The organism is Streptococcus sp. HSISS3 (genome assembly GCF_000448605.1).
Taxonomy (GTDB): Bacteria; Bacillota; Bacilli; order Lactobacillales; family Streptococcaceae; genus Streptococcus; species Streptococcus raffinosi.
Map to the genome: position 1 here is coordinate 1 of NZ_CM002130.1, position 20,529 is coordinate 20,529.

The 20,529-nt window shown below is 40.6% G+C and carries 14 protein-coding genes, 13 tRNA genes and 2 pseudogenes; 28 read left to right on the top strand and 1 reads right to left on the bottom strand.

Annotation, left to right across the window (positions count from 1 at the left end; translation table 11 throughout):
* Window positions 1–26: 26 nt before the first annotated feature.
* The 28 genes and pseudogenes from HSISS3_RS00005 to purH all read left to right on the top strand — a co-directional run bounded on the left by HSISS3_RS00005 (window position 27) and on the right by purH (window position 19,301).
* Window positions 27–99 (top strand) — tRNA-Thr (locus HSISS3_RS00005).
* A gap of 6 nt (window positions 100–105) precedes the next feature.
* Window positions 106–177: transfer RNA gene (locus HSISS3_RS00010), tRNA-Gly, on the top strand.
* Window positions 178–183: 6 nt separating this feature from the next.
* A tRNA-Leu gene (locus tag HSISS3_RS00015) sits at window positions 184–269 on the top strand.
* A gap of 14 nt (window positions 270–283) precedes the next feature.
* Window positions 284–357 (top strand) — tRNA-Arg (locus tag HSISS3_RS00020).
* Between the two features lie 6 nt (window positions 358–363).
* A tRNA-Pro gene (locus HSISS3_RS00025) sits at window positions 364–437 on the top strand.
* 5 nt (window positions 438–442) lie between these two features.
* Window positions 443–516: transfer RNA gene (locus HSISS3_RS00030), tRNA-Met, on the top strand.
* 19 nt (window positions 517–535) lie between these two features.
* Window positions 536–609: transfer RNA gene (locus tag HSISS3_RS00035), tRNA-Ile, on the top strand.
* A gap of 19 nt (window positions 610–628) precedes the next feature.
* A tRNA-Ser gene (locus HSISS3_RS00040) sits at window positions 629–718 on the top strand.
* A 9-nt stretch (window positions 719–727) separates the two neighbouring features.
* Window positions 728–801: transfer RNA gene (locus tag HSISS3_RS00045), tRNA-Met, on the top strand.
* 3 nt (window positions 802–804) lie between these two features.
* Window positions 805–877: transfer RNA gene (locus HSISS3_RS00050), tRNA-Phe, on the top strand.
* Between the two features lie 9 nt (window positions 878–886).
* A tRNA-Gly gene (locus tag HSISS3_RS00055) sits at window positions 887–957 on the top strand.
* A 32-nt stretch (window positions 958–989) separates the two neighbouring features.
* Window positions 990–1,063 (top strand) — tRNA-Ile (locus HSISS3_RS00060).
* 4 nt (window positions 1,064–1,067) lie between these two features.
* Window positions 1,068–1,155: transfer RNA gene (locus HSISS3_RS00065), tRNA-Ser, on the top strand.
* A 62-nt stretch (window positions 1,156–1,217) separates the two neighbouring features.
* Window positions 1,218–2,047 (top strand): annotated as a pseudogene (mreC, locus tag HSISS3_RS00070) (rod shape-determining protein MreC).
* A gap of 1 nt (window position 2,048) precedes the next feature.
* Window positions 2,049–2,576 carry a rod shape-determining protein MreD gene (mreD, locus tag HSISS3_RS00075; protein WP_008536332.1) on the top strand — a complete coding sequence of 176 codons (528 nt, stop codon included), beginning with the start codon at window positions 2,049–2,051 and terminating at the stop codon, window positions 2,574–2,576.
* Between the two features lie 84 nt (window positions 2,577–2,660).
* Window positions 2,661–4,130 carry a PcsB-like coiled-coil domain-containing protein gene (locus HSISS3_RS00080; RefSeq protein ID WP_021151307.1) on the top strand — a complete coding sequence of 490 codons (1,470 nt, stop codon included), beginning with the start codon at window positions 2,661–2,663 and terminating at the stop codon, window positions 4,128–4,130.
* Between the two features lie 207 nt (window positions 4,131–4,337).
* Window positions 4,338–5,303 carry a ribose-phosphate diphosphokinase gene (locus HSISS3_RS00085; protein WP_008536329.1) on the top strand — a complete coding sequence of 322 codons (966 nt, stop codon included), beginning with the start codon at window positions 4,338–4,340 and terminating at the stop codon, window positions 5,301–5,303.
* 91 nt (window positions 5,304–5,394) lie between these two features.
* Window positions 5,395–6,570, top strand: a complete 1,176-nt coding sequence (locus tag HSISS3_RS00090) for a pyridoxal phosphate-dependent aminotransferase (protein WP_021151308.1) — start codon at window positions 5,395–5,397, stop codon at window positions 6,568–6,570.
* Complete coding sequence (gene recO, locus HSISS3_RS00095) at window positions 6,557–7,330, top strand: DNA repair protein RecO (protein WP_021151309.1); 774 nt, start codon at window positions 6,557–6,559, stop codon at window positions 7,328–7,330. The genes HSISS3_RS00090 and recO overlap by 14 nt, the downstream gene beginning before the upstream one ends.
* A 216-nt stretch (window positions 7,331–7,546) precedes the next feature.
* Window positions 7,547–8,551 (top strand): phosphate acyltransferase PlsX, encoded by a 1,005-nt coding sequence (plsX, locus tag HSISS3_RS00100; protein ID WP_021151310.1) that lies wholly within the window; start codon window positions 7,547–7,549, stop codon window positions 8,549–8,551.
* Entirely contained in the window at window positions 8,551–8,796 is a 246-nt protein-coding gene (locus HSISS3_RS00105; protein ID WP_002888609.1) for a phosphopantetheine-binding protein, read from the top strand. Before plsX ends, HSISS3_RS00105 begins: the two co-directional genes overlap by 1 nt.
* A 284-nt stretch (window positions 8,797–9,080) precedes the next feature.
* On the top strand, window positions 9,081–9,788 hold the full coding sequence (purC, locus tag HSISS3_RS00110; RefSeq protein ID WP_002888608.1) for a phosphoribosylaminoimidazolesuccinocarboxamide synthase: 708 nt from the start codon (window positions 9,081–9,083) through the stop codon (window positions 9,786–9,788).
* Window positions 9,789–9,844: 56 nt separating this feature from the next.
* Window positions 9,845–13,570: a phosphoribosylformylglycinamidine synthase gene (locus tag HSISS3_RS00115; protein WP_021151311.1), complete on the top strand. Its 3,726-nt coding sequence runs from the start codon at window positions 9,845–9,847 to the stop codon at window positions 13,568–13,570.
* Window positions 13,571–13,733: 163 nt separating this feature from the next.
* The gene (gene purF / locus HSISS3_RS00120; protein WP_021144783.1) at window positions 13,734–15,173 is read left to right on the top strand and encodes an amidophosphoribosyltransferase; all 1,440 of its coding nucleotides are present in this window, start codon (window positions 13,734–13,736) and stop codon (window positions 15,171–15,173) included.
* A gap of 210 nt (window positions 15,174–15,383) precedes the next feature.
* Window positions 15,384–16,406, top strand: a complete 1,023-nt coding sequence (gene purM / locus HSISS3_RS00125; RefSeq protein WP_021144784.1) for a phosphoribosylformylglycinamidine cyclo-ligase — start codon at window positions 15,384–15,386, stop codon at window positions 16,404–16,406.
* Between the two features lie 184 nt (window positions 16,407–16,590).
* Complete coding sequence (purN, locus tag HSISS3_RS00130; RefSeq protein ID WP_021151312.1) at window positions 16,591–17,148, top strand: phosphoribosylglycinamide formyltransferase; 558 nt, start codon at window positions 16,591–16,593, stop codon at window positions 17,146–17,148.
* Window positions 17,141–17,735 (top strand): annotated as a pseudogene (locus HSISS3_RS12550) (hypothetical protein). Before purN ends, HSISS3_RS12550 begins: the two are co-directional and overlap by 8 nt.
* Window positions 17,736–17,753: 18 nt before the next feature.
* The gene (gene purH, locus HSISS3_RS00140; RefSeq protein ID WP_021151314.1) at window positions 17,754–19,301 is read left to right on the top strand and encodes a bifunctional phosphoribosylaminoimidazolecarboxamide formyltransferase/IMP cyclohydrolase; all 1,548 of its coding nucleotides are present in this window, start codon (window positions 17,754–17,756) and stop codon (window positions 19,299–19,301) included.
* A 191-nt stretch (window positions 19,302–19,492) separates the two neighbouring features.
* Here purH and HSISS3_RS00145 read toward each other — a convergent pair whose 3' ends face one another.
* Window positions 19,493–20,332, bottom strand: a complete 840-nt coding sequence (locus HSISS3_RS00145; RefSeq protein WP_042771674.1) for a CHAP domain-containing protein — start codon at window positions 20,330–20,332, stop codon at window positions 19,493–19,495.
* Window positions 20,333–20,529 lie beyond the last annotated feature (197 nt).

The following is a 20,529-nucleotide window of genomic DNA, read 5'->3' on the forward strand; positions in this document are numbered from 1 at the left end:
GTCCCTTCACCCGCATAAAAGAGATAGCCGGCTTAGCTCAGTTGGTAGAGCATCTGATTTGTAATCAGAGGGTCGCGTGTTCAAGTCATGTAGCCGGCATTCTTTGCGAACGTAGTTCAGTGGTAGAACATCACCTTGCCAAGGTGGGGGTCGCGGGTTCGAATCCCGTCGTTCGCTTGAGGAGCCGGGGTGGCGGAACTGGCAGACGCACAGGACTTAAAATCCTGCGAAAGGAAACTTTCGTACCGGTTCGATTCCGGTCCTCGGCATAATTTAATAAAGAGCACCCTTAGCTCAACTGGATAGAGTACCTGACTACGAATCAGGCGGTTAGAGGTTCGACTCCTCTAGGGTGCATGTTATCGGGAAGTAGCTCAGCTTGGTAGAGCACTTGGTTTGGGACCAAGGGGTCGCAGGTTCGAATCCTGTCTTCCCGATTTATGGCGGTGTAGCTCAGCTGGCTAGAGCGTCCGGTTCATACCCGGGAGGTCGGGGGTTCGATCCCCTTCGCCGCTATATCATATATGGATTACTTGGACCTTTAGCTCAACTGGTTAGAGCACTCGGCTCATAACCGAGCGGTCGTAGGTTCGAGTCCTACAAGGTCCATATATTGTTTATATTATTTGGAGGATTACCCAAGTCCGGCTGAAGGGAACGGTCTTGAAAACCGTCAGGCGTGTAAAAGCGTGCGTGGGTTCGAATCCCACATCCTCCTTAATTTTATCGCGGGATGGAGCAGCTAGGTAGCTCGTCGGGCTCATAACCCGAAGGTCGTAGGTTCAAATCCTGCTCCCGCAATTTGGCTCGGTAGCTCAGTTGGTAGAGCAATGGATTGAAGCTCCATGTGTCGGCGGTTCGATTCCGTCTCGCGCCATTTTGTTTAGCGGGTGTAGTTTAGTGGTAAAACTACAGCCTTCCAAGCTGTTGTCGCGAGTTCGATTCTCGTCACCCGCTTTATTTGGAATAAATAGCCAAGCATTTAGCTTGGGCGCGTAGCTCAGATGGTTAGAGCGCACGCCTGATAAGCGTGAGGTCGGTGGTTCGATTCCACTCGTGCCCATATTGGAGAATTACTCAAGAGGCTGAAGAGGACGGTTTGCTAAATCGTTAGGTCGGGTAACTGGCGCGGGGGTTCGAATCCCCCATTCTCCGTATTATGACGAATTATCTAGTAAGATAATTCGTTTTCTTTTACTGTTTACAGAGGTGACAAAATGAAAAATAGTTTTTACAAATTTCTTCTCTATGGATTTATTACTTTTCTTTTTTTGTTATGTTTTTTTCTTTTCTTTTTACAAATAAAAAGTTGACGAAGGATTTATCTTCTAATGTTTCGGGAGTTATTTCTAAGGTGGATTCTGTGGTCTCAATTCCTTTTGTCGCTTTAACTAAATCGCATAATGTCATCTCTGATTTGTTATCAACTTATTCTGAGAACAGGGATTTAAAAAAGTCCTTATCCTCACTTCAGAATCAATCTGCAATCATTTCCAATTTACAAGAAGAAAATGATTCTCTAAGGGCTTCTTTGAATCTTTCAGATAAGCTTAGTCGAGATAATGTTATAACAGCCGAAGTTTCTATGCGACCTTCAGTTAATTGGTTAAAAGAGTTAACGATTAATGTTGGTAAATCTAAGAATGTTAGCAAGTCTATGTTAGCAACATCTAATGGTGGTGTCATAGGTTTTGTGACAAAAGTTTATGATGATAGTACTACCATTTCTTTACTCTCAGGTAGTCTTAGTGATACTTATTTAGCTTCTAGTGTTATTTCTGAGGATGGAAATCAGATTTTTGGCATCATTTCAAATTATGATAATAAAAAGAAGCTTTTAAAAATGACACAACTTAACTCTTCAGAAAATATTAAGAAGGGTACAGAAGTGGTTACTAGCGGTTTGGATGATGTCTCTGTAAAGGGTGTTCCAATTGGAACCGTTGAATCTGTAAGTGATTATGAAGGAAATCGAACTATTTTTGTAAAACCTTATGCAGATTTTGATAAAATTTCTTATGTTACTTTAGTTGGAGATGGTAAATAATATGAATTTCTCTAAGTATTCTTTTGTTCCTTTTTTACTTAGTTTCATTCCTTTTCTATGGGATGGTCATATTTCGATGATACTTAATCATTATTTGTCTCCAGAATTTTTTCTATCATCTCACCTTTTTATTATATATGTCTTTTTAATGACTTTAAACTTATCTACTAGTAGATTGTCATACCTTTATCTCATTTTTCTTGGCTTTATTTATGACACTTACTATTTTAAAACAATTGGTATAGTTATCCTTACTCTTCCCATTTTATGTTTTCTATTGACACAGTTATCTCGATTTGTTAAACGAAACGCTTACGTTGATTTACTATTAGTCTTCTTATCCTTATTTATTTTTGACATCATCAATTTTGGGTTTGTATTATTATATGGTTACTCAAACGAGTCCATAACTGATTTTATTATTTATCAATTAAGCCCTAGTTTGTTTTTTAATCTTTTAATGTTTATTTTAACTAAACCTATTATTGAAAAATTATTTTTGTATCTGTCAGTTGATAGATTTAAATAGAACTGTAATATTGACGTAACAAAGTTTGCGTCATTTTTTGATACAATTATAAGGTCTTATCGAAAAGGAGTAGTATTTTATATTATGAAAAAACGTATTCTTTCAGCAGTGCTGGTAAGTGGTGTAACCCTTTCAGCAGCTGCAACTGTACATGCAGAGGATTATGATTCGCAAATCGCTGCTGCAGATAACACAATTAGTAACCTTGCTTCTCAACAAGAGACTGCACAAGCTCAAGTTACTACAATTCAATCACAAGTATCAACTCTTAGAACTCAGAAATCAGAATTAGAAGCTAAAAATGCGGAACTTGAAAAAGTATCAGCAGGATTAGAATCTGAGATTCAAGAATTATCAAGTAAAATTGTGGCTCGCCAAGATTCTTTGGCTAAACAAGCTCGTAGTGCTCAACAAAATAATACTGCGACTAGCTACATTAACTCTATTTTGAATTCTAAGTCAATCTCTGAAGCGATTACTCGCATTACAGCTATTTCAAAAGTGGTAACAGCGAATAATGATATGTTGACAAAACAAGAGTCTGATCAAAAAGAGCTTGCTGCTAAGCAAGAAGAAAATCAAGCTGCAATTAATACTATCGCAGCTAATAAGTCAGAACTTGAAACAACAGAAGCTGGTTTGACAACTCAACAAGCAGAACTTGAAGCAGCACAAGTTGCTTTGGCTGCTGAATTGACAACAGCTCAAAATGAGAAAACATCACTTGTTTCTGCTAAATCAACTGCTGAATCTGCAGCTGCATCTACTGCTGCATCGGTAGCACAATCTCAAGCAGTTGCTGAATCAGAGGCAGCTGCACAAGCTGTGGCTTCTTCAGAAGCGGCAGCATCAGTAGCACAATCAGAAGCGGCAGCAACTTCACAAGCTGTAGCTCAGCCTTCAGAGGCACCAGCTTCTGAAACATCGACAGCTTCAGAGGCTGCACAAGCACCAGCTTCATCAGAAACATCAGAAGCACAAGCACCTGCAGCTTCTACTTCAGAAGCACCAGCAAGTCAAGCGACAGAAACATCAGAAGCAGCACAAGAACCTGCAGCGCCAGCTAGTCAAGAACAACCAGAGTCGACTGCTCCTGCAACTTCAGAAGCTGCTCCTGCCTCTACTTCAGAGGCACCAGCTAGTGAAGCACCAGCTGCATCAGAAGCTCCGGCTCCTGCAGCACCAGCTGAAACAGCTAAAGTTGAAGCCGCTGCGACACCTAATACATATCCAGTTGGACAATGTACTTGGGGTGCAAAATCATTGGCTTCATGGGCTGGTAATAACTGGGGTAATGCTAAAAACTGGATTGCTAGTGCGCAAGCAGCTGGTCACTCAGTAGGTACAACTCCTGTAGCCGGTGCAATTGCAGTTTGGCCAAATGATGGTGGTGGTTACGGTCACGTAGCTTACGTTACATCAGCATCAGGTGCAAACTCAATTCAAGTTATGGAATCAAACTACGCTGGTAACATGTCAATTGGTAATTACCGTGGTACATTTGATCCTACATCATCAGCTCACGGTGGTTCTGTATACTATATTTATCCATAATGATATTAAAGATACGATTCGAATGTTTTCGAATCGTTTTTTGTTTTTCAAAATGGGTGTTATGATATAGACATTTAGATAGCAAATTACTGTTATTAATAATTGTATCTTATGATACTTGTTAAGTTCCTATGACACCATTTATTTGACGTTGAAAATCAGTTTAAAAAAAGGTAGAATGGAGTAGTAAATATTTTGGAGGAAATCATGTCTTATACGAATTTAAAGTTGTTCGCTTTGTCGTCTAACCAGGAATTGGCAGCAAAAGTTGCTGATAAAATGGGTATTGAACTTGGAAAATCAAGTGTTCGTGAGTTTTCAGATGGCGAGATTCAAGTTAATATTGAAGAGTCTATCCGTGGTCATCACGTCTTTATTCTTCAATCTACAAGCTCTCCTGTAAATGATAATTTGATGGAAATCTTGATCATGGTTGATGCGCTAAAACGTGCGAGTGCTGAGACAGTTAGTGTTGTCATGCCTTACTATGGTTATGCACGTCAAGACCGTAAGGCTCGTTCACGTGAACCAATCACATCTAAATTGGTTGCTAATATGCTTGAGGTGGCTGGTGTTGATCGTCTTTTGACTGTGGACCTTCATGCTGCCCAAATTCAAGGATTCTTTGATATTCCTGTAGACCATTTGATGGGTGCTCCTCTTATTGCTGATTACTTTGATCGTGCTGGTCTTACTGGAGATGATGTAGTTGTTGTTTCTCCGGATCATGGTGGTGTGACTCGTGCGCGTAAATTGGCACAATGTTTGAAAACGCCAATCGCTATCATTGACAAACGTCGTAGTGTTGATAAAATGAACACTTCTGAAGTTATGAATATCATTGGTAATGTTGAAGGTAAAACATGTATCTTGATTGATGATATGATTGATACTGCAGGTACTATCTGTCATGCGGCAGATGCGCTTGCTGAGGCTGGTGCAACTCATGTCTTTGCATCATGTACACACCCTGTATTGTCAGGTCCAGCACTTGATAATATTCAAAAATCTGCTATTGAAAAACTTGTCGTGCTTGACACGATTTATCTTCCAGAAGAACGATTGATTGATAAGATTGAGCAAATTTCTATTGCTGATTTAATTTCTGAGGCAATCATTCGTATTCATGAAAAACGTCCGTTGTCACCATTGTTTGAAATGGGCCATAAATAGACTAAAGCTAGCCTAGGCTAGCTTTTTTGGTGTTTAAATGCGTTTGAGTTTTTGATATAATGTAAGGCATAATTGCAAAGAGGTGACCGTGATGGATTTAACACAACGTTTTAATAAAAATTTAGATAAGATTGAAGTTTCAATGATTCGTCAGTTTGACCAATCAATTTCAGATGTACCAGGGATCAAAAAGTTGACACTTGGTGAACCTGATTTTACAACTCCAGATCATGTAAAAGAAGCTGCTAAAGCTGCTATTGATGCTAACCAGTCGCACTATACAGGTATGGCAGGTCTTCCTGTCTTACGTCAAGCAGCTGCGGATTTTGTTAAGGAAAAATATAATCTTACTTATAACCCAGATAATGAGATTTTGGTGACTATTGGGGCAACAGAAGCCCTTTCTGCGACTTTGACAGCTATCTTAGAACCTGGTGATACAGTTCTTCTTCCTGCACCAGCATATCCTGGATACGAACCTATTGCTAATCTAGTTGGTGCTGAAATTGTTGAAATTGATACAACTGCTAATGATTTTGTTTTGACTCCAGAGATGTTAGAAAAGGCAATTTTGGAGCAGGGAGATAATCTTAAAGCAGTTTTGCTTAACTATCCAACCAACCCAACTGGTGTGACCTATTCGCGTCAACAGATTTCAGATTTGGCTGAAGTCTTGAAAAAATACGATATTTTTGTTGTTAGTGATGAAGTCTACTCTGAGCTAACTTATGTGGATCATCATGTCTCTATTGCGGAATATTTACCGGAACAAACGATTTTGATCAACGGCTTGTCTAAGTCTCATGCGATGACAGGCTGGCGTATTGGTTTGATTTTTGCACCAGCAATTTTGACGGCTCAGTTGATTAAGAGTCACCAGTATTTGGTGACGGCTGCAGCTACTATGGCACAATTTGCAGCTATTGAAGCCTTATCTGCTGGTAAGGATGATGCACAACCAATGAAAGTTGAGTATTTGAAACGTCGTGATTATATTCTTGAAAAAATGTCTGAACTTGGTTTCAAGATTATTAAACCTGATGGTGCTTTCTACATCTTTGCTAAGATTCCAGAAGGCTATACTCAAGATTCCTTTAAGTTCTGCCAAGACTTTGCACGTGAAAAGGCTATTGCGATTATCCCTGGTGTTGCCTTTGGGAAGTATGGTGAAGGCTATGTTCGCTTGTCATATGCAGCTAGCATGGATACTATTGAAACAGCTATGACTCGTTTGAAAGAGTTTATGGAAGAACATGCAGAAGCTTGAGAGTAGAGGGCTTGTCCTCTTCAATCGTAATTATCGTGAGAATGATAAACTAGTTAAGATTTTTACTAAGCAAGCTGGAAAACGGATGTTTTTTGTTAGAGGTGGTGGGGCAGGTAAATTAAGTGCTGTCATTCAACCTTTGACCATCGCTGAATTCATGATGACTGTAAATGATGAAGGTCTATCTTTCATAGAAGATTATAGCCAGGCAGAGTCCTTCAAGGAAATTACAAGCGATATTTTCAAGTTGTCTTATGCGACTTATTTGGCTGGATTGACGGATGCCGCTATTGCTGATGGTATGGTGGATGAGCAATTATTTGCATTTTTGGAGAAGACGCTTGAATTAATGGAAGAAGGTCTAGATTACGAAATTCTGACTAATATTTTTGAGGTTCAGGTTTTGGACCGTTTTGGTGTAAAATTGAATTTTCACGAGTGTGTCTTTTGTCATCGTGTAGGGCTTCCTTTTGATTTCTCGTATAAGTACTCAGGTTTACTTTGTCCAAATCACTATGCAGAGGATGAAAGGCGTAGTCACTTGGACCCTAATGTGCCTTATCTTTTAGATCGCTTTCAGGGACTTTCGTTTAAAGAATTGAGAAGCATATCTGTGAAGGATGACATGAAACGAAAGTTGCGACAATTTATTGATGAGCTCTATGATAATTATATTGGGATACATCTTAAAAGTAAGAAGTTTATTGATAATCTAAATTCATGGGCTTATATCATGGATAAGGAAGATAGTGCTGATTAGGCATTGTCTTTTTTTGTTTCACGTGAAACAGTGAATCAAAGGTTTTCAGGCTCAGGGGTTAAAATGCAGGTCAGTTCGTGCTATAATAAGAAGATAATAAGCTGAAAGACTCTGCTGGAAATAGAAAATTGGATATGTCTATTTTAATTATAGATTGTTTGATTGATGAAAATTCGAGTCTATTTTTTTAGAGCAGAGGATGAGAGGGAGAATGCTATGCATGTAATTGCAGTTGATGCTATGGGTGGCGATAATGCGCCACAAGCAATTGTAGAAGGAGTCAATCAGGCTTTGTCAGATTTCAAAGATATTGAAATCCAGCTTTATGGTGATGAAACTAAAATTAAGACCTATTTGACAGCGTCTGAACGTGTGAGCATTGTACATACCGATGAAAAGATAAATTCAGATGACGAGCCAGCTAAAGCCATTCGCAAGAAAAAGAAAGCATCTATGGTTTTGGGTGCACAAGCTGTTAAGGAGAAAAAAGCAGATGCAGTGATTTCTGCAGGGAATACAGGTGCTCTCCTGGCAGCAGGTCTCTTTGTGGTTGGACGTATTAAGGGAGTTGAGCGTCCAGGTCTGATGTCAACAATGCCAAGTTTTACAGGTCAACCCTTTGATATGCTTGATTTAGGTGCTAATGCAGAAAATACAGCTAGTCACTTGCATCAATATGCGATTTTAGGATCCTTCTATGCAAAAAATGTTCGTGGAATTGCCAACCCTCGTGTAGGTCTACTTAATAATGGGACTGAGGAAACTAAGGGTGATAGTCTTCGTAAGGAAGCTTTCGAACTCTTGTCTCAGGAGCCCAGTATTAACTTCGTCGGAAATGTTGAGGCGCGTGAAATCATGTCTGGTGCTGCTGACGTTATTGTGTCTGATGGCTTCACAGGAAATGCGGTTCTTAAAGCAATCGAAGGAACGGGACTTGGTGCCATGAAGACTCTTAAGTCGGCCATCATGAATGGTGGGCTTAAAGCTAAGTTAGGTGCTCTTCTCTTAAAGGATAGTCTACAAGGTATGAAAAAGACTATGGATTACTCAAGTGCCGGAGGTGCGGTTCTCTTTGGTCTTAAAGCTCCCGTAGTAAAATGTCATGGATCTAGTGATGCTAAGGCAGTTTATTACACCATTAAGCAAGTTCGTACGATGCTTGATACTAAGGTAGTTGACCAACTAGTTGAAGCCTTTAGTCCGAAAGAGGAGGCTGAATGATGAGTAGAGTAGAAATTCTTCATAAAATGCAACTTGTTATTCAGGATCAGATGGGGAATAAAGACATTGTTTTAACCGAAGATACTAAATTAGATGACTTGGGTGTGGATTCAATAGAACTTATGGAATTCATTATTAATTTGGAAGATGAGTTTGCTCTTGAAATTTCTGATGATACTATTGATCATATGGATAAGGTAGCCGATTTGTTGGATTATTTGTCTGAGCAATTGAATAACAGATAAGCTAGTTAAACTTTAGTTTCTAGATTTCAAGTGAATCTAGTACTGCAGTTATGCCAGCATTTATAGTTCATATCTTATAGGAGTGGGACAAGAAACTAAATGTTACCTTGATTTAGTTCTGTCAGGCTCCTTTTTTTCTATACATTATTTATTAAAAAAATCTAAATAACCCACTAAACACGAACGATTTAATTTTACCTAAGTAACAAAGTTTGTTATATGTTGGTTTTTGGTTTTTTGTATGGTATAATGAAGAAGAAAAAACTTGAAAGGCGAACAATTCCATGTCAAACCAACTGATTTATACTGGGAAAGCTAAAGATATTTATAGTACAGAAGACGAAAATGTGATTAAGTCGGTCTATAAGGACCAAGCAACCATGCTTAATGGTGCTCGTAAGGAGACTATTAAGGGTAAAGGTGTGCTGAATAATCAGATTTCGTCTCTTATTTTTGAAAAATTAAATGCTGCCGGTGTGGCAACACACTTTATCGAACGTATTTCTGACACAGAACAACTCAATAAAAAGGTGAAAATCATTCCTTTGGAGGTTGTTCTTCGTAACGTGACTGCAGGTTCATTTTCAAAGCGTTTTGGTGTTGAAGAAGGAATAAACTTGGATACACCTATTGTTGAGTTTTATTATAAAAACGATGATTTGGATGATCCGTTTATCAACGACGAACACGTGAAATTCTTGGGTGTTGCAAATGATGAACAAATTGCTTATATCAAGGAAGAAACACGTCGTATCAATGAATTGTTGAAAGATTGGTTTGCACAAATTGGTCTTCGTTTGATCGACTTCAAATTGGAGTTTGGCTTTGATAAGGACGGCAAGATTATCTTGGCAGATGAATTTTCACCAGATAACTGCCGTCTTTGGGATGCTAAAGGTCACCACATGGATAAGGATGTTTTCCGTCGTGATCTCGGTAGCTTGACAGATGTTTATGAAGTTGTATTGGAAAAATTACAAGGGTTGAAGTAATTTTTTGAATTCCTCTCCAATGCAGTTTTTAAGTAGAAATAAATAAAGGAAATAAAATGGATAAACGTATTTTCGTTGAGAAAAAAGCTGATTTTCGTGTGAAATCTCACTCTTTAGTAAAGGAATTACAGCATAATCTTCAGTTGAAAACCTTGAAGGACCTTCGTATTGCACAAGTTTACGATGTCTTTAATTTGGCAGAGGATTTGTTTGCACGTGCAGAAAAACATATCTTCTCTGAACAAGTGACAGATACTGTTTTGGATGAAGCTGCAGTGAAGGCTGATCTTGAGAAGTATGCTTTCTTTGCCATTGAAAGTTTGCCTGGTCAATTTGACCAACGTGCGGCCTCTTCACAAGAAGCTTTGCTATTGCTGGGTAGCTCAAATGATGTAACGGTGAATACTGCTCAATTGTACTTGGTTAACAAGGATATTGCTGCTAATGAATTGGAAGCTGTCAAAAACTACCTCTTGAACCCAGTGGACTCTCGTTTCAAAGATATCACTGTTGGCATTGCGAAACAGGATTTCTCTGAGTCCGACAAGACTATTCCAAACTTGGATTTCTTTGAAACTTATACGGCTGAAGATTTTGCTAAGTATAAGGCAGAGCAAGGATTGGCAATGGAAGTGGATGACCTTCTCTTCATTCAAGATTACTTCAAGTCTATTGAACGTGTGCCAACTGAGACTGAGTTGAAGGTTTTGGATACTTACTGGTCTGACCACTGCCGTCATACAACTTTCGAGACTGAGTTGAAAAACATCGACTTCTCAGCTTCTAAATTCCAAAAACAATTGCAAGCGACTTATGATAAATATATCGCCATGCGTGATGAGTTGGGACGTACAGAAAAACCTCAAACTTTGATGGATATGGCGACTATTTTTGGTCGTTATGAGCGTGCCAATGGTCGTTTGGATGACATGGAAGTGTCTGATGAAATCAATGCCTGCTCAGTTGAAATTGAAGTGGATGTCAATGGTGTGAAAGAACCATGGCTTCTTATGTTCAAGAACGAAACTCACAACCACCCAACTGAAATTGAACCATTTGGTGGTGCGGCTACTTGTATCGGTGGTGCCATTCGTGACCCATTGTCAGGTCGTTCATACGTTTACCAAGCTATGCGTATCTCAGGTGCTGGTGATATCACAACACCAATTGCTGAAACTCGTGCTGGTAAATTGCCACAACAAGTGATTTCTAAAACGGCGGCTCATGGTTATTCTTCATACGGTAACCAAATTGGTCTTGCAACAACTTATGTTCGTGAATACTTCCACCCAGGTTTTGTTGCTAAGCGTATGGAGTTAGGTGCCGTTGTTGGTGCGGCTCCTAAGGAAAATGTTGTCCGTGAAAAACCAGAAGCAGGTGATGTGATTATCTTGCTCGGTGGTAAGACTGGACGTGACGGTGTTGGTGGTGCGACAGGTTCTTCTAAAGTTCAAACGGTTGAATCTGTTGAAACAGCTGGTGCTGAGGTTCAAAAAGGGAATGCCATCGAAGAACGTAAGATTCAACGTCTTTTCCGTAATGGTGAAGTGACACGTCTCATCAAGAAATCAAATGACTTTGGTGCTGGTGGTGTCTGTGTGGCTATCGGTGAATTGGCAGATGGTCTTGAAATTGATCTAGACAAAGTGCCATTGAAATACCAAGGTTTGAACGGTACAGAAATTGCCATCTCTGAATCTCAAGAACGTATGGCCGTGGTGGTTCGTCCGGAAGATGTAGATGCCTTCGTTGCTGAATGTAACAAAGAAAATATTGATGCTGTTGTCGTTGCAACAGTGACTGAAAAACCAAATCTTGTCATGCACTGGAATGGCGAAACCATCGTTGATTTGGAACGTCGATTCCTTGATACTAATGGGGTACGTGTAGTTGTAGATGCTAAGGTGGTTGACAAGAATGTCAAGCTTCCAGAAGAACGCCAAACCTCTGCTGAAACCCTTGAAGCAGATACTCTTGAAGTCTTGGCTGACCTTAACCATGCTAGTCAAAAAGGTTTACAAACCATCTTTGATAGCTCAGTTGGTCGTTCAACAGTCAATCACCCACTTGGTGGTCGTTACCAAATCACACCAACTGAAGCTTCAGTACAGAAATTGCCAGTCCAACATGGAGTGACTCATACGGCTTCTGTCATGGCGCAAGGGTTCAACCCATATATCGCAGAATGGTCCCCATATCATGGTGCTGCTTATGCGGTCATCGAAGCAACAGCCCGTTTGGTTGCTGTTGGTGCAAACTGGTCTAAGGCTCGTTTCTCTTATCAAGAATACTTCGAGCGTATGGATAAACAAGCAGCCCGTTTTGGTCAACCAGTATCAGCTCTTCTTGGATCAATCGAAGCTCAGATTCAACTTGGTTTGCCATCTATCGGTGGTAAAGACTCTATGTCTGGTACTTTTGAAGAATTGACAGTACCACCAACCTTGGTTGCCTTTGGTGTGACAACAGCAGATAGCCGTAAGGTTCTTTCTCCGGAGTTTAAAGCTGCTGGTGAAAACATCTATTACATTCCAGGTCAAGCTTTGGCACAAGAAATTGACTTTGATCTTATCAAGTCTAACTTTGCTAAGTTTGAAGCTATCCAAGCTGATCATAAAGTCACATCTGCATCAGCTGTTAAATATGGTGGTGTCCTTGAAGCTCTTGCCCTTGCAACATTTGGTAACCATATTGGTGCCACTGTAACCCTTGAAAATCTTGAGACTGCCTTGACAGCTCAATTGGGTGGATTCGTCTTCACATCTCCTGAAGACATTGCAGGTGTTGCCAAGATTGGACAAACAGTGGCTGACTTTACACTGGTTGTCAATGGCGTAATCCTTGATGGACACAAGCTTGACAGTGCCTTCCAAGGTAAATTGGAAGAGGTTTATCCAACTGAATTTGCACAAGCAACTGAACTTGAAGAAGTGCCTGCTGTAGCATCGGATGATGTTATCAAAGCTAAAGAAACAGTTGAAACACCAGTGGTTTACATCCCAGTATTCCCAGGTACCAACTCTGAGTACGATTCAGCTAAGGCCTTTGAAAAAGAAGGTGCAAAAGTCAACTTAGTACCATTTGTCACACTTAACGAAGAAGCAATTGTCAAGTCTGTTGACACCATGGTTGACAATATCGAAAAAGCTAACATTATCTTCTTTGCAGGTGGCTTTTCAGCAGCGGATGAACCAGATGGATCAGCTAAATTCATCGTAAACATCTTGCTCAATGAAAAAGTACGTGCAGCTATCGATAGTTTCATCGAAGGTGGTGGTTTGATCATCGGTATTTGTAACGGATTCCAGGCGCTTGTCAAATCAGGTCTCCTTCCATACGGTAACTTTGAAGATGCAAGCAGTACGAGTCCAACCCTCTTCTACAATGATGCCAACCAACACGTGGCTAAGATGGTTGAAACACGTATTGCCAACACGAATTCACCATGGCTTGCCGGAGTGGAAGTTGGTGATATCCATGCCATTCCAGTATCACACGGTGAAGGTAAATTTGTCGTAACAGCTGAAGAGTTTGCTGAGCTACGTGACAATGGTCAAATCTTTACCCAATATGTTGACTTCGAAGGTAAACCAAGCATGGATTCTAAATACAATCCTAACGGATCTGTTAATGCTATTGAAGGTATCACAAGCAAGAACGGTCAAATCATTGGTAAGATGGGTCATTCAGAACGTTTTGAAGATGGACTCTTCCAAAATATTCCAGGAAGCAAAGACCAACACCTCTTTGCCTCAGCTGTGAAATATTTTACTGGGAAATAATCGAGCGTGGTGAGCTCATTAGGGATATTTTTCACTACAGCAGTAGTCTTAGAGAGCTTGAAAATGATGCATTTTTGAGTTCAACACTTAGAAAAAGATGTTAGAAATGTCTGCTTTTGTTTAGGCTAGCTAAGGAAAATATCAAAAATAAAAGGTATAAAAAATGACATACGAAGTTAAATCTCTTAATGAAGAATGTGGTGTTTTTGGTATCTGGGGTCACCCAGATGCTGCCAAATTAACTTATTTCGGACTTCACAGTCTCCAACACCGTGGTCAAGAGGGAGCAGGAATTCTCTCTAATGATGCGGGCCAATTGAAGCGTCATCGTGATATGGGGCTTCTCTCAGAAGTTTTTCGTAATCCAGCCAATTTGGACAAGTTGACTGGTACAGCTGCTATCGGTCATGTCCGCTATGCGACTGCTGGTGAGGCTTCTGTAGATAATATTCAACCTTTCATGTTTAAGTTTCACGATGGACAATTAGGTCTTGCTCATAATGGAAACTTGACTAATGCAGAGTCACTTAGACGAGAGTTGGAAAAGAATGGGGCTATTTTTAGCTCAACTTCTGATTCAGAAATCTTAGCTCACTTGATTCGTCGTAGCCACAACCCATCATTTATGGGTAAAGTTAAAGAAGCTTTGAATACTGTTAAAGGTGGATTTGCTTATCTTCTTATGGTTGAGGATAAGCTCATTGCAGCCTTGGATCCAAATGGGTTCCGTCCACTTTCTATTGGTAAGATGGCCAACGGTGCTATCGTGGTTTCATCTGAAACTTGCGCTTTTGAAGTGGTTGGAGCAGAGTGGATTCGCGATGTAAATCCAGGTGAGGTTGTTATCATCGATGATAATGGCATCACTTACGATACCTATACAACGGATACGCAATTGGCTGTTTGTTCGATGGAGTATATCTACTTTGCCCGTCCTGATTCAAATATCCAAGGGGTCAATGTCCATACAGCTCGTAAACGTATGGGTGCTCAATTGGCACGTGAGTTCAAACATGAAGCAGATATTGTCGTTGGTGTGCCTAATTCATCACTTAGCGCAGCCATGGGATTTGCGGAAGAATCAGGCTTGCCAAATGAAATGGGCTTGATTAAAAACCAATACACCCAACGTACCTTTATCCAACCAACACAAGAATTGCGTGAGCAAGGGGTTCGTATGAAGCTCTCTGCCGTATCAGGTGTTGTTAAAGGAAAACGTGTGGTTATGATTGACGACTCTATTGTACGTGGGACAACATCACGTCGTATCGTTAATTTGCTAAAAGAAGCAGGAGCAACAGAGGTCCACGTAGCAATCGGGAGCCCAGCCCTTGCCTACCCATGTTTCTACGGTATCGATATTCAAACACGTAAGGAATTGATTGCGGCCAATCATACAGTTGAGGAAACACGCGAAATCATTGGAGCGGATAGCTTGACTTACTTGTCTATTGATGGATTGATTGATTCTATTGGAATTGACACAGATGCACCAAACGGTGGCCTTTGTGTGGCTTACTTCGATGGTAAATATCCAACACCATTGTATGACTACGAAGAACGCTATTTGGAAAGTTTGAAAGAACACACTTCTTTCTATTAAGAGCAGTGCAGAAGAAAAAAGAGGAAAAAATTATGTCTAAAAATGCTTACGCTCCACGTCTCACTACTAACTAAAAGCTAAAGCATTTGTCAGTAGACACTTTGCCCTATGGGGTCAAAGCTAGAGACCTGACTAGTATTTTTAGATAAAAAGATGGTTCATCTAAAAATACGTCGCACTCTTTCTCGAAAAAAAAAAGGAATAAATAAAATGACAAATAAAAATGCTTACGCTCAATCGGGTGTGGATGTTGAAGCAGGTTATGAAGTTGTTGAACGTATCAAAAAACACGTTGCCCGTACAGAGCGTGCAGGTGTTATGGGAGCTCTCGGTGGCTTCGGTGGTATGTTTGACCTTTCAAAAACAGGTGTCAAAGAGCCTGTTTTGATCTCAGGTACAGATGGTGTCGGTACTAAACTCATGCTTGCTATTAAGTACGACAAACACGATACTATCGGTCAAGACTGTGTTGCTATGTGTGTTAACGATATCATCGCCGCAGGTGCTGAGCCCCTTTACTTCCTTGACTACGTAGCAACTGGTAAAAATGAACCAGCTAAATTGGAGCAGGTCGTTGCTGGTGTTGCTGAAGGTTGTGTGCAAGCTGGTGCAGCCCTTATTGGTGGTGAAACTGCTGAAATGCCTGGTATGTATGGTGAAGACGACTATGATTTGGCAGGTTTCGCGGTAGGTATCGCAGAAAAATCTCAAATCATCGACGGCTCAAAAGTAGCTGAAGGTGACGTGCTTCTTGGACTTGCTTCAAGTGGTATCCACTCAAATGGTTACTCACTCGTGCGTCGTGTCTTTTCTGATTACACAGGTGAAGAAGTTCTTCCAGAACTTGAAGGCAAAAAACTTAAAGACGTTCTTCTTGAACCAACTCGTATCTATGTCAAAGCAGCTTTGCCACTCATCAAAGAAGAATTGGTTAACGGTATTGCTCACATCACAGGTGGTGGTTTCATTGAAAATGTACCACGTATGTTCTCAGATGACTTGGCTGCTGAAATTGACGAAAGCAAAGTGCCAGTTCTTCCAATTTTCAAAGCCCTTGAAAAGTATGGCCAAATCAAACACGAAGAAATGTTTGAAATCTTCAACATGGGTATTGGTCTCATGCTTGCGGTTAAACCAGAAAATGTTGAACGCGTCAAAGAACTTCTTGACGAACCTGTTTATGAAATCGGTCGTATTGTGAAGAAAGATGGCGCAAGTGTGGTGATTAAATAATGGTGCTATCACCATTTTGTACGGAGAAATTGTAGAAAGGAGTGTTTGGTTAGTAAGCCTAACTGAACACGGGACTCATTTTCTAGGAAAAAAGAGAAATCATTTTGTGTGCAAGCACCCAGCAATGATTTCCTATTTTTCTACGAAACTGTTCGGCTAGCCGAAACGTCCCTTTGTATCGAATATGAAGATTGCTGTTTTTGCCTCTGGCAACGGCTCAAACTTTCAGGTGATTGCGGAACAATTTCCAGTAGAATTTATCTTTTCAGATCACCGTGATGCCTATGTCTTAGAACGTGCCAAAAATCTTAATGTGGTTAGCCATGCCTTTGAACTCAAGGAATTTGACAATAAAGCGGCTTATGAAGAGGCTATCGTCAAACTCTTGGATGATCACCAGATTGATTTGGTTTGTTTGGCCGGTTATATGAAAATCGTTGGCCCAACCTTGCTAGCAGCTTATGAAGGTCGTATCATCAATATCCATCCTGCCTATCTTCCAGAATTTCCAGGAGCTCACGGCATTGAGGATGCTTGGAATGCAGGTGTTGACCAGTCTGGTGTAACTATTCACTGGGTGGATTCTGGCGTTGATACAGGTAAGGTCATCAAACAAGTCCGTGTGCCACGCCTTGAAGATGATACCCTTGACACTTTCGAAACTCGCATCCACGAAGCAGAGTACAAACTCTATCCAGAAGTGTTGGATAGTTTGGGAGTTGAGAAGAAAGAAGATGGGTAATAGTTTTAATAATTGGAAGAACAAAGCTGGTAGAGATGTTAACATTCAAATTAATCAAGATCCACCAGAAAAAGTTGCTACTTATGAACCTGAACCAATTTGGAGAAGTCCAATTACAATGGCAGTATTGAGTTGGATTGGTTTCTTCGCTTCAATAGGAAGTTTATTACCACTTTACAATTTTTTTGAACCGTTTGTAAAATGGGCTAAAAATTCTTTTAATGGGAATATTCCTAATGTTCAAGAAAAGCAAATTTATTTGTTTATTTTTTAGGTTTGTTTATTTTTTCAGGTATCATTTTTTCTTTGCGAAAAATTACTAAGAATCAAACTCGTTATCCCCTTAAATTTAATTATGCAATTAGTGGTGAGAAAAAGAGATTGAATATTGAAAAATTACATATCGAACCGTGTCCAAAATGTGGTGGAAAATTGAAATACTATAATAAACCATATGAGTGGCTTGATTATTATGATGAAAATGGAAACTTTAAAAAAGAAAGATTACCAAGAAAGTACCAGCTTTAGAATGTAAAAGAAATAGTAATCATTTTTGGTATGTAGATCCAGCTGGGACAAAAATTTGATAAATGAAAGGAAAAAACATGACTAAACGTGCACTAATTAGTGTTTCAGATAAAGCGGGCATCGTTGAATTTGCCCAAGAACTCAAAAAATTAGGTTGGGATATCATCTCAACAGGTGGTACCAAAGTTGTCCTTGACAATGCGGGGGTAGACACTATCGCTATTGATGATGTGACTGGTTTTCCAGAAATGATGGACGGTCGTGTGAAGACCCTTCACCCAAATATCCACGGTGGTCTCCTCGCTCGTCGTGACCTCGATAGCCACCTTCAAGCGGCTAAGGACAATAATATCGAATTGATTGACCTTGTTGTGGTAAACCTTTATCCATTCAAGGAAACCATTCTCAAACCAGACGTGACTTACGCTGACGCAGTTGAAAACATCGATATCGGTGGTCCATCAATGCTTCGTTCAGCAGCTAAAAACCACGCTAGCGTAACAGTTGTGGTAGACCCTGCTGACTATGCTGTTGTTCTTGACGAATTGGCAGCAAACGGTGAAACAAGTTACGAAACTCGCCAACGTTTGGCAGCAAAAGTATACCGTCACACAGCTTCATACGACGCTTTGATTGCAGAATACTTCACAGCTCAAGTGGGTGAAACAAAACCTGAAAAACTCACTTTGACTTATGACCTCAAGCAACCTATGCGTTACGGTGAAAACCCTCAACAAGACGCAGATTTCTATCAAAAAGGTTTGCCAACGGCTTACTCCATTGCTTCAGCTAAACAGCTTAACGGTAAAGAATTGTCATTCAATAATATCCGTGATGCTGATGCTGCTATCCGTATCATCCGTGATTTCAAAGACCGTCCAACAGTTGTGGCTCTCAAACACATGAACCCATGTGGTATCGGCCAAGCTGACGACATTGAAACAGCTTGGGACTATGCTTATGAAGCTGACCCAGTGTCAATCTTTGGTGGTATTGTAGTCCTCAACCGTGAAGTTGACGCTGCGACGGCTAAGAAAATGCACGGTGTCTTCCTTGAAATCATCATTGCACCAAGCTATACAGATGAAGCACTTGAAATCTTGACTACCAAGAAGAAAAACTTGCGTATCCTTGAGTTGCCATTTGACGCTCAAGATGCCAGCGAAGCAGAAGCAGAATACACTGGTGTTGTCGGTGGACTTCTCGTTCAAAACCAAGACGTTGTTAAAGAAAGCCCAGCTGACTGGCAAGTGGTTACCAAACGCCAACCAACTGAGACAGAAGCAACAGCTCTGGAGTTTGCTTGGAAAGCTATCAAGTACGTCAAATCAAATGGTATCATCGTGACTAACGACCACATGACACTTGGTGTTGGCCCTGGTCAAACCAACCGTGTGGCATCTGTCCGCATCGCCATTGATCAAGCTAAAGACCGTCTTGATGGCGCTGTTCTTGCTTCAGATGCCTTCTTCCCATTTGCAGATAACGTGGAAGAAATCGCTAAAGCAGGTATCAAAGCAATCATCCAACCGGGTGGATCAGTCCGTGACCAAGAGTCAATCGAAGCAGCTGATAAACATGGTTTGACAATGATCTTTACAGGCGTGAGACATTTCCGTCATTAAGAATTCACAAAGCATCCAAGGAATTGGATGTTTTTTTAGATGCCTTAAGTTTCCTTTAAGCTACCCAAGCTATACTAATACCATCCTAAAAAACTTTTCTTTTTCATAAATCTCCTAAAAGCTCAGCACTAGCTGGGCTTTTTTATTTCAGTGCATGAAAAAACAACCGTTCGCACGATTGTTCAATAGATTTAAACCTTTTCAAGGACAGACTGGGTTACCCAAGTCTTGCGATTTCCGATTTGGACGAGGACGCCATCGCTTGGTGGATCAATGGCAAGCACTTTGAAGTTACCTGGAATGGTAAAAGTCTCACCAGGATTGAGGTATTGGTCTGATGTTGGATTGCCTCGTCCATCAACTTCAAGAACGGGTCCAGGATCTACAATATTGTGTTTGGTTGGTGTACCTCCAGCTAGGTCTTGGCTAGTGATATTACTTCCTACGATTGATGTGACACGGAAAGTACCTGTAAATCGGACAGTATCGCCAACCTTGATAGAAGAGTTGGTTGGATTACTAGTTTGAGCTCCTGATTCGAGGTCTTTAAAGTGGATATAACCAGACACTTGACTCTTATGGAAACTGCGTTTATGGTATTTCTCAGGCCCTTGCCCAGCATTATAGTTGTATTCTTCAATAGTGACCTGATCGCCATTCACCTCGGCTACCCAAGCCACATGTCCCATATATCCAGCTCCGTTGACACCGTCTGAAAACCAAGCGATGCTTCCAACAGCAGGATTCATGTCTACACGATGTCCATTCGCTCGTGCAATTGGTCCCCAGGTGATGGCATTTCCATAACCTACTGGTAAGGTGAATCCATTGGTGTTGCTGAGGCGATAGGCTGCAAAGGACGTACACTGACGCCAGTACATAGTCCAAGGGTCCACGCCGAAGCCCCCATATTTCCAAGAGGAAGGATAGTCATCTCCGAGGACAGCCGCCTGAGCAGAGCTTCCACACGAAACCGAAACAGTCGCTAGACAAGCTAGCGGTAAGAGACAATTTAGTAATTTTTTCTTCATTTTAACCTCCACCTACCTATTCGCAGTTTTTCAGGAAAATGGAGATAATTTTTGCGTTTAAGCCTCCCTTAAGCTGTTTAGACTATACTATCATTAATCCTAAATAACTTTTTTCATTTTCATAATCTCCTAAGAGGTGGTCCAAGTGGCCGCCTTTTTTGTGTTCAAATTTGGCTACACCCCCATATCTCCGAACA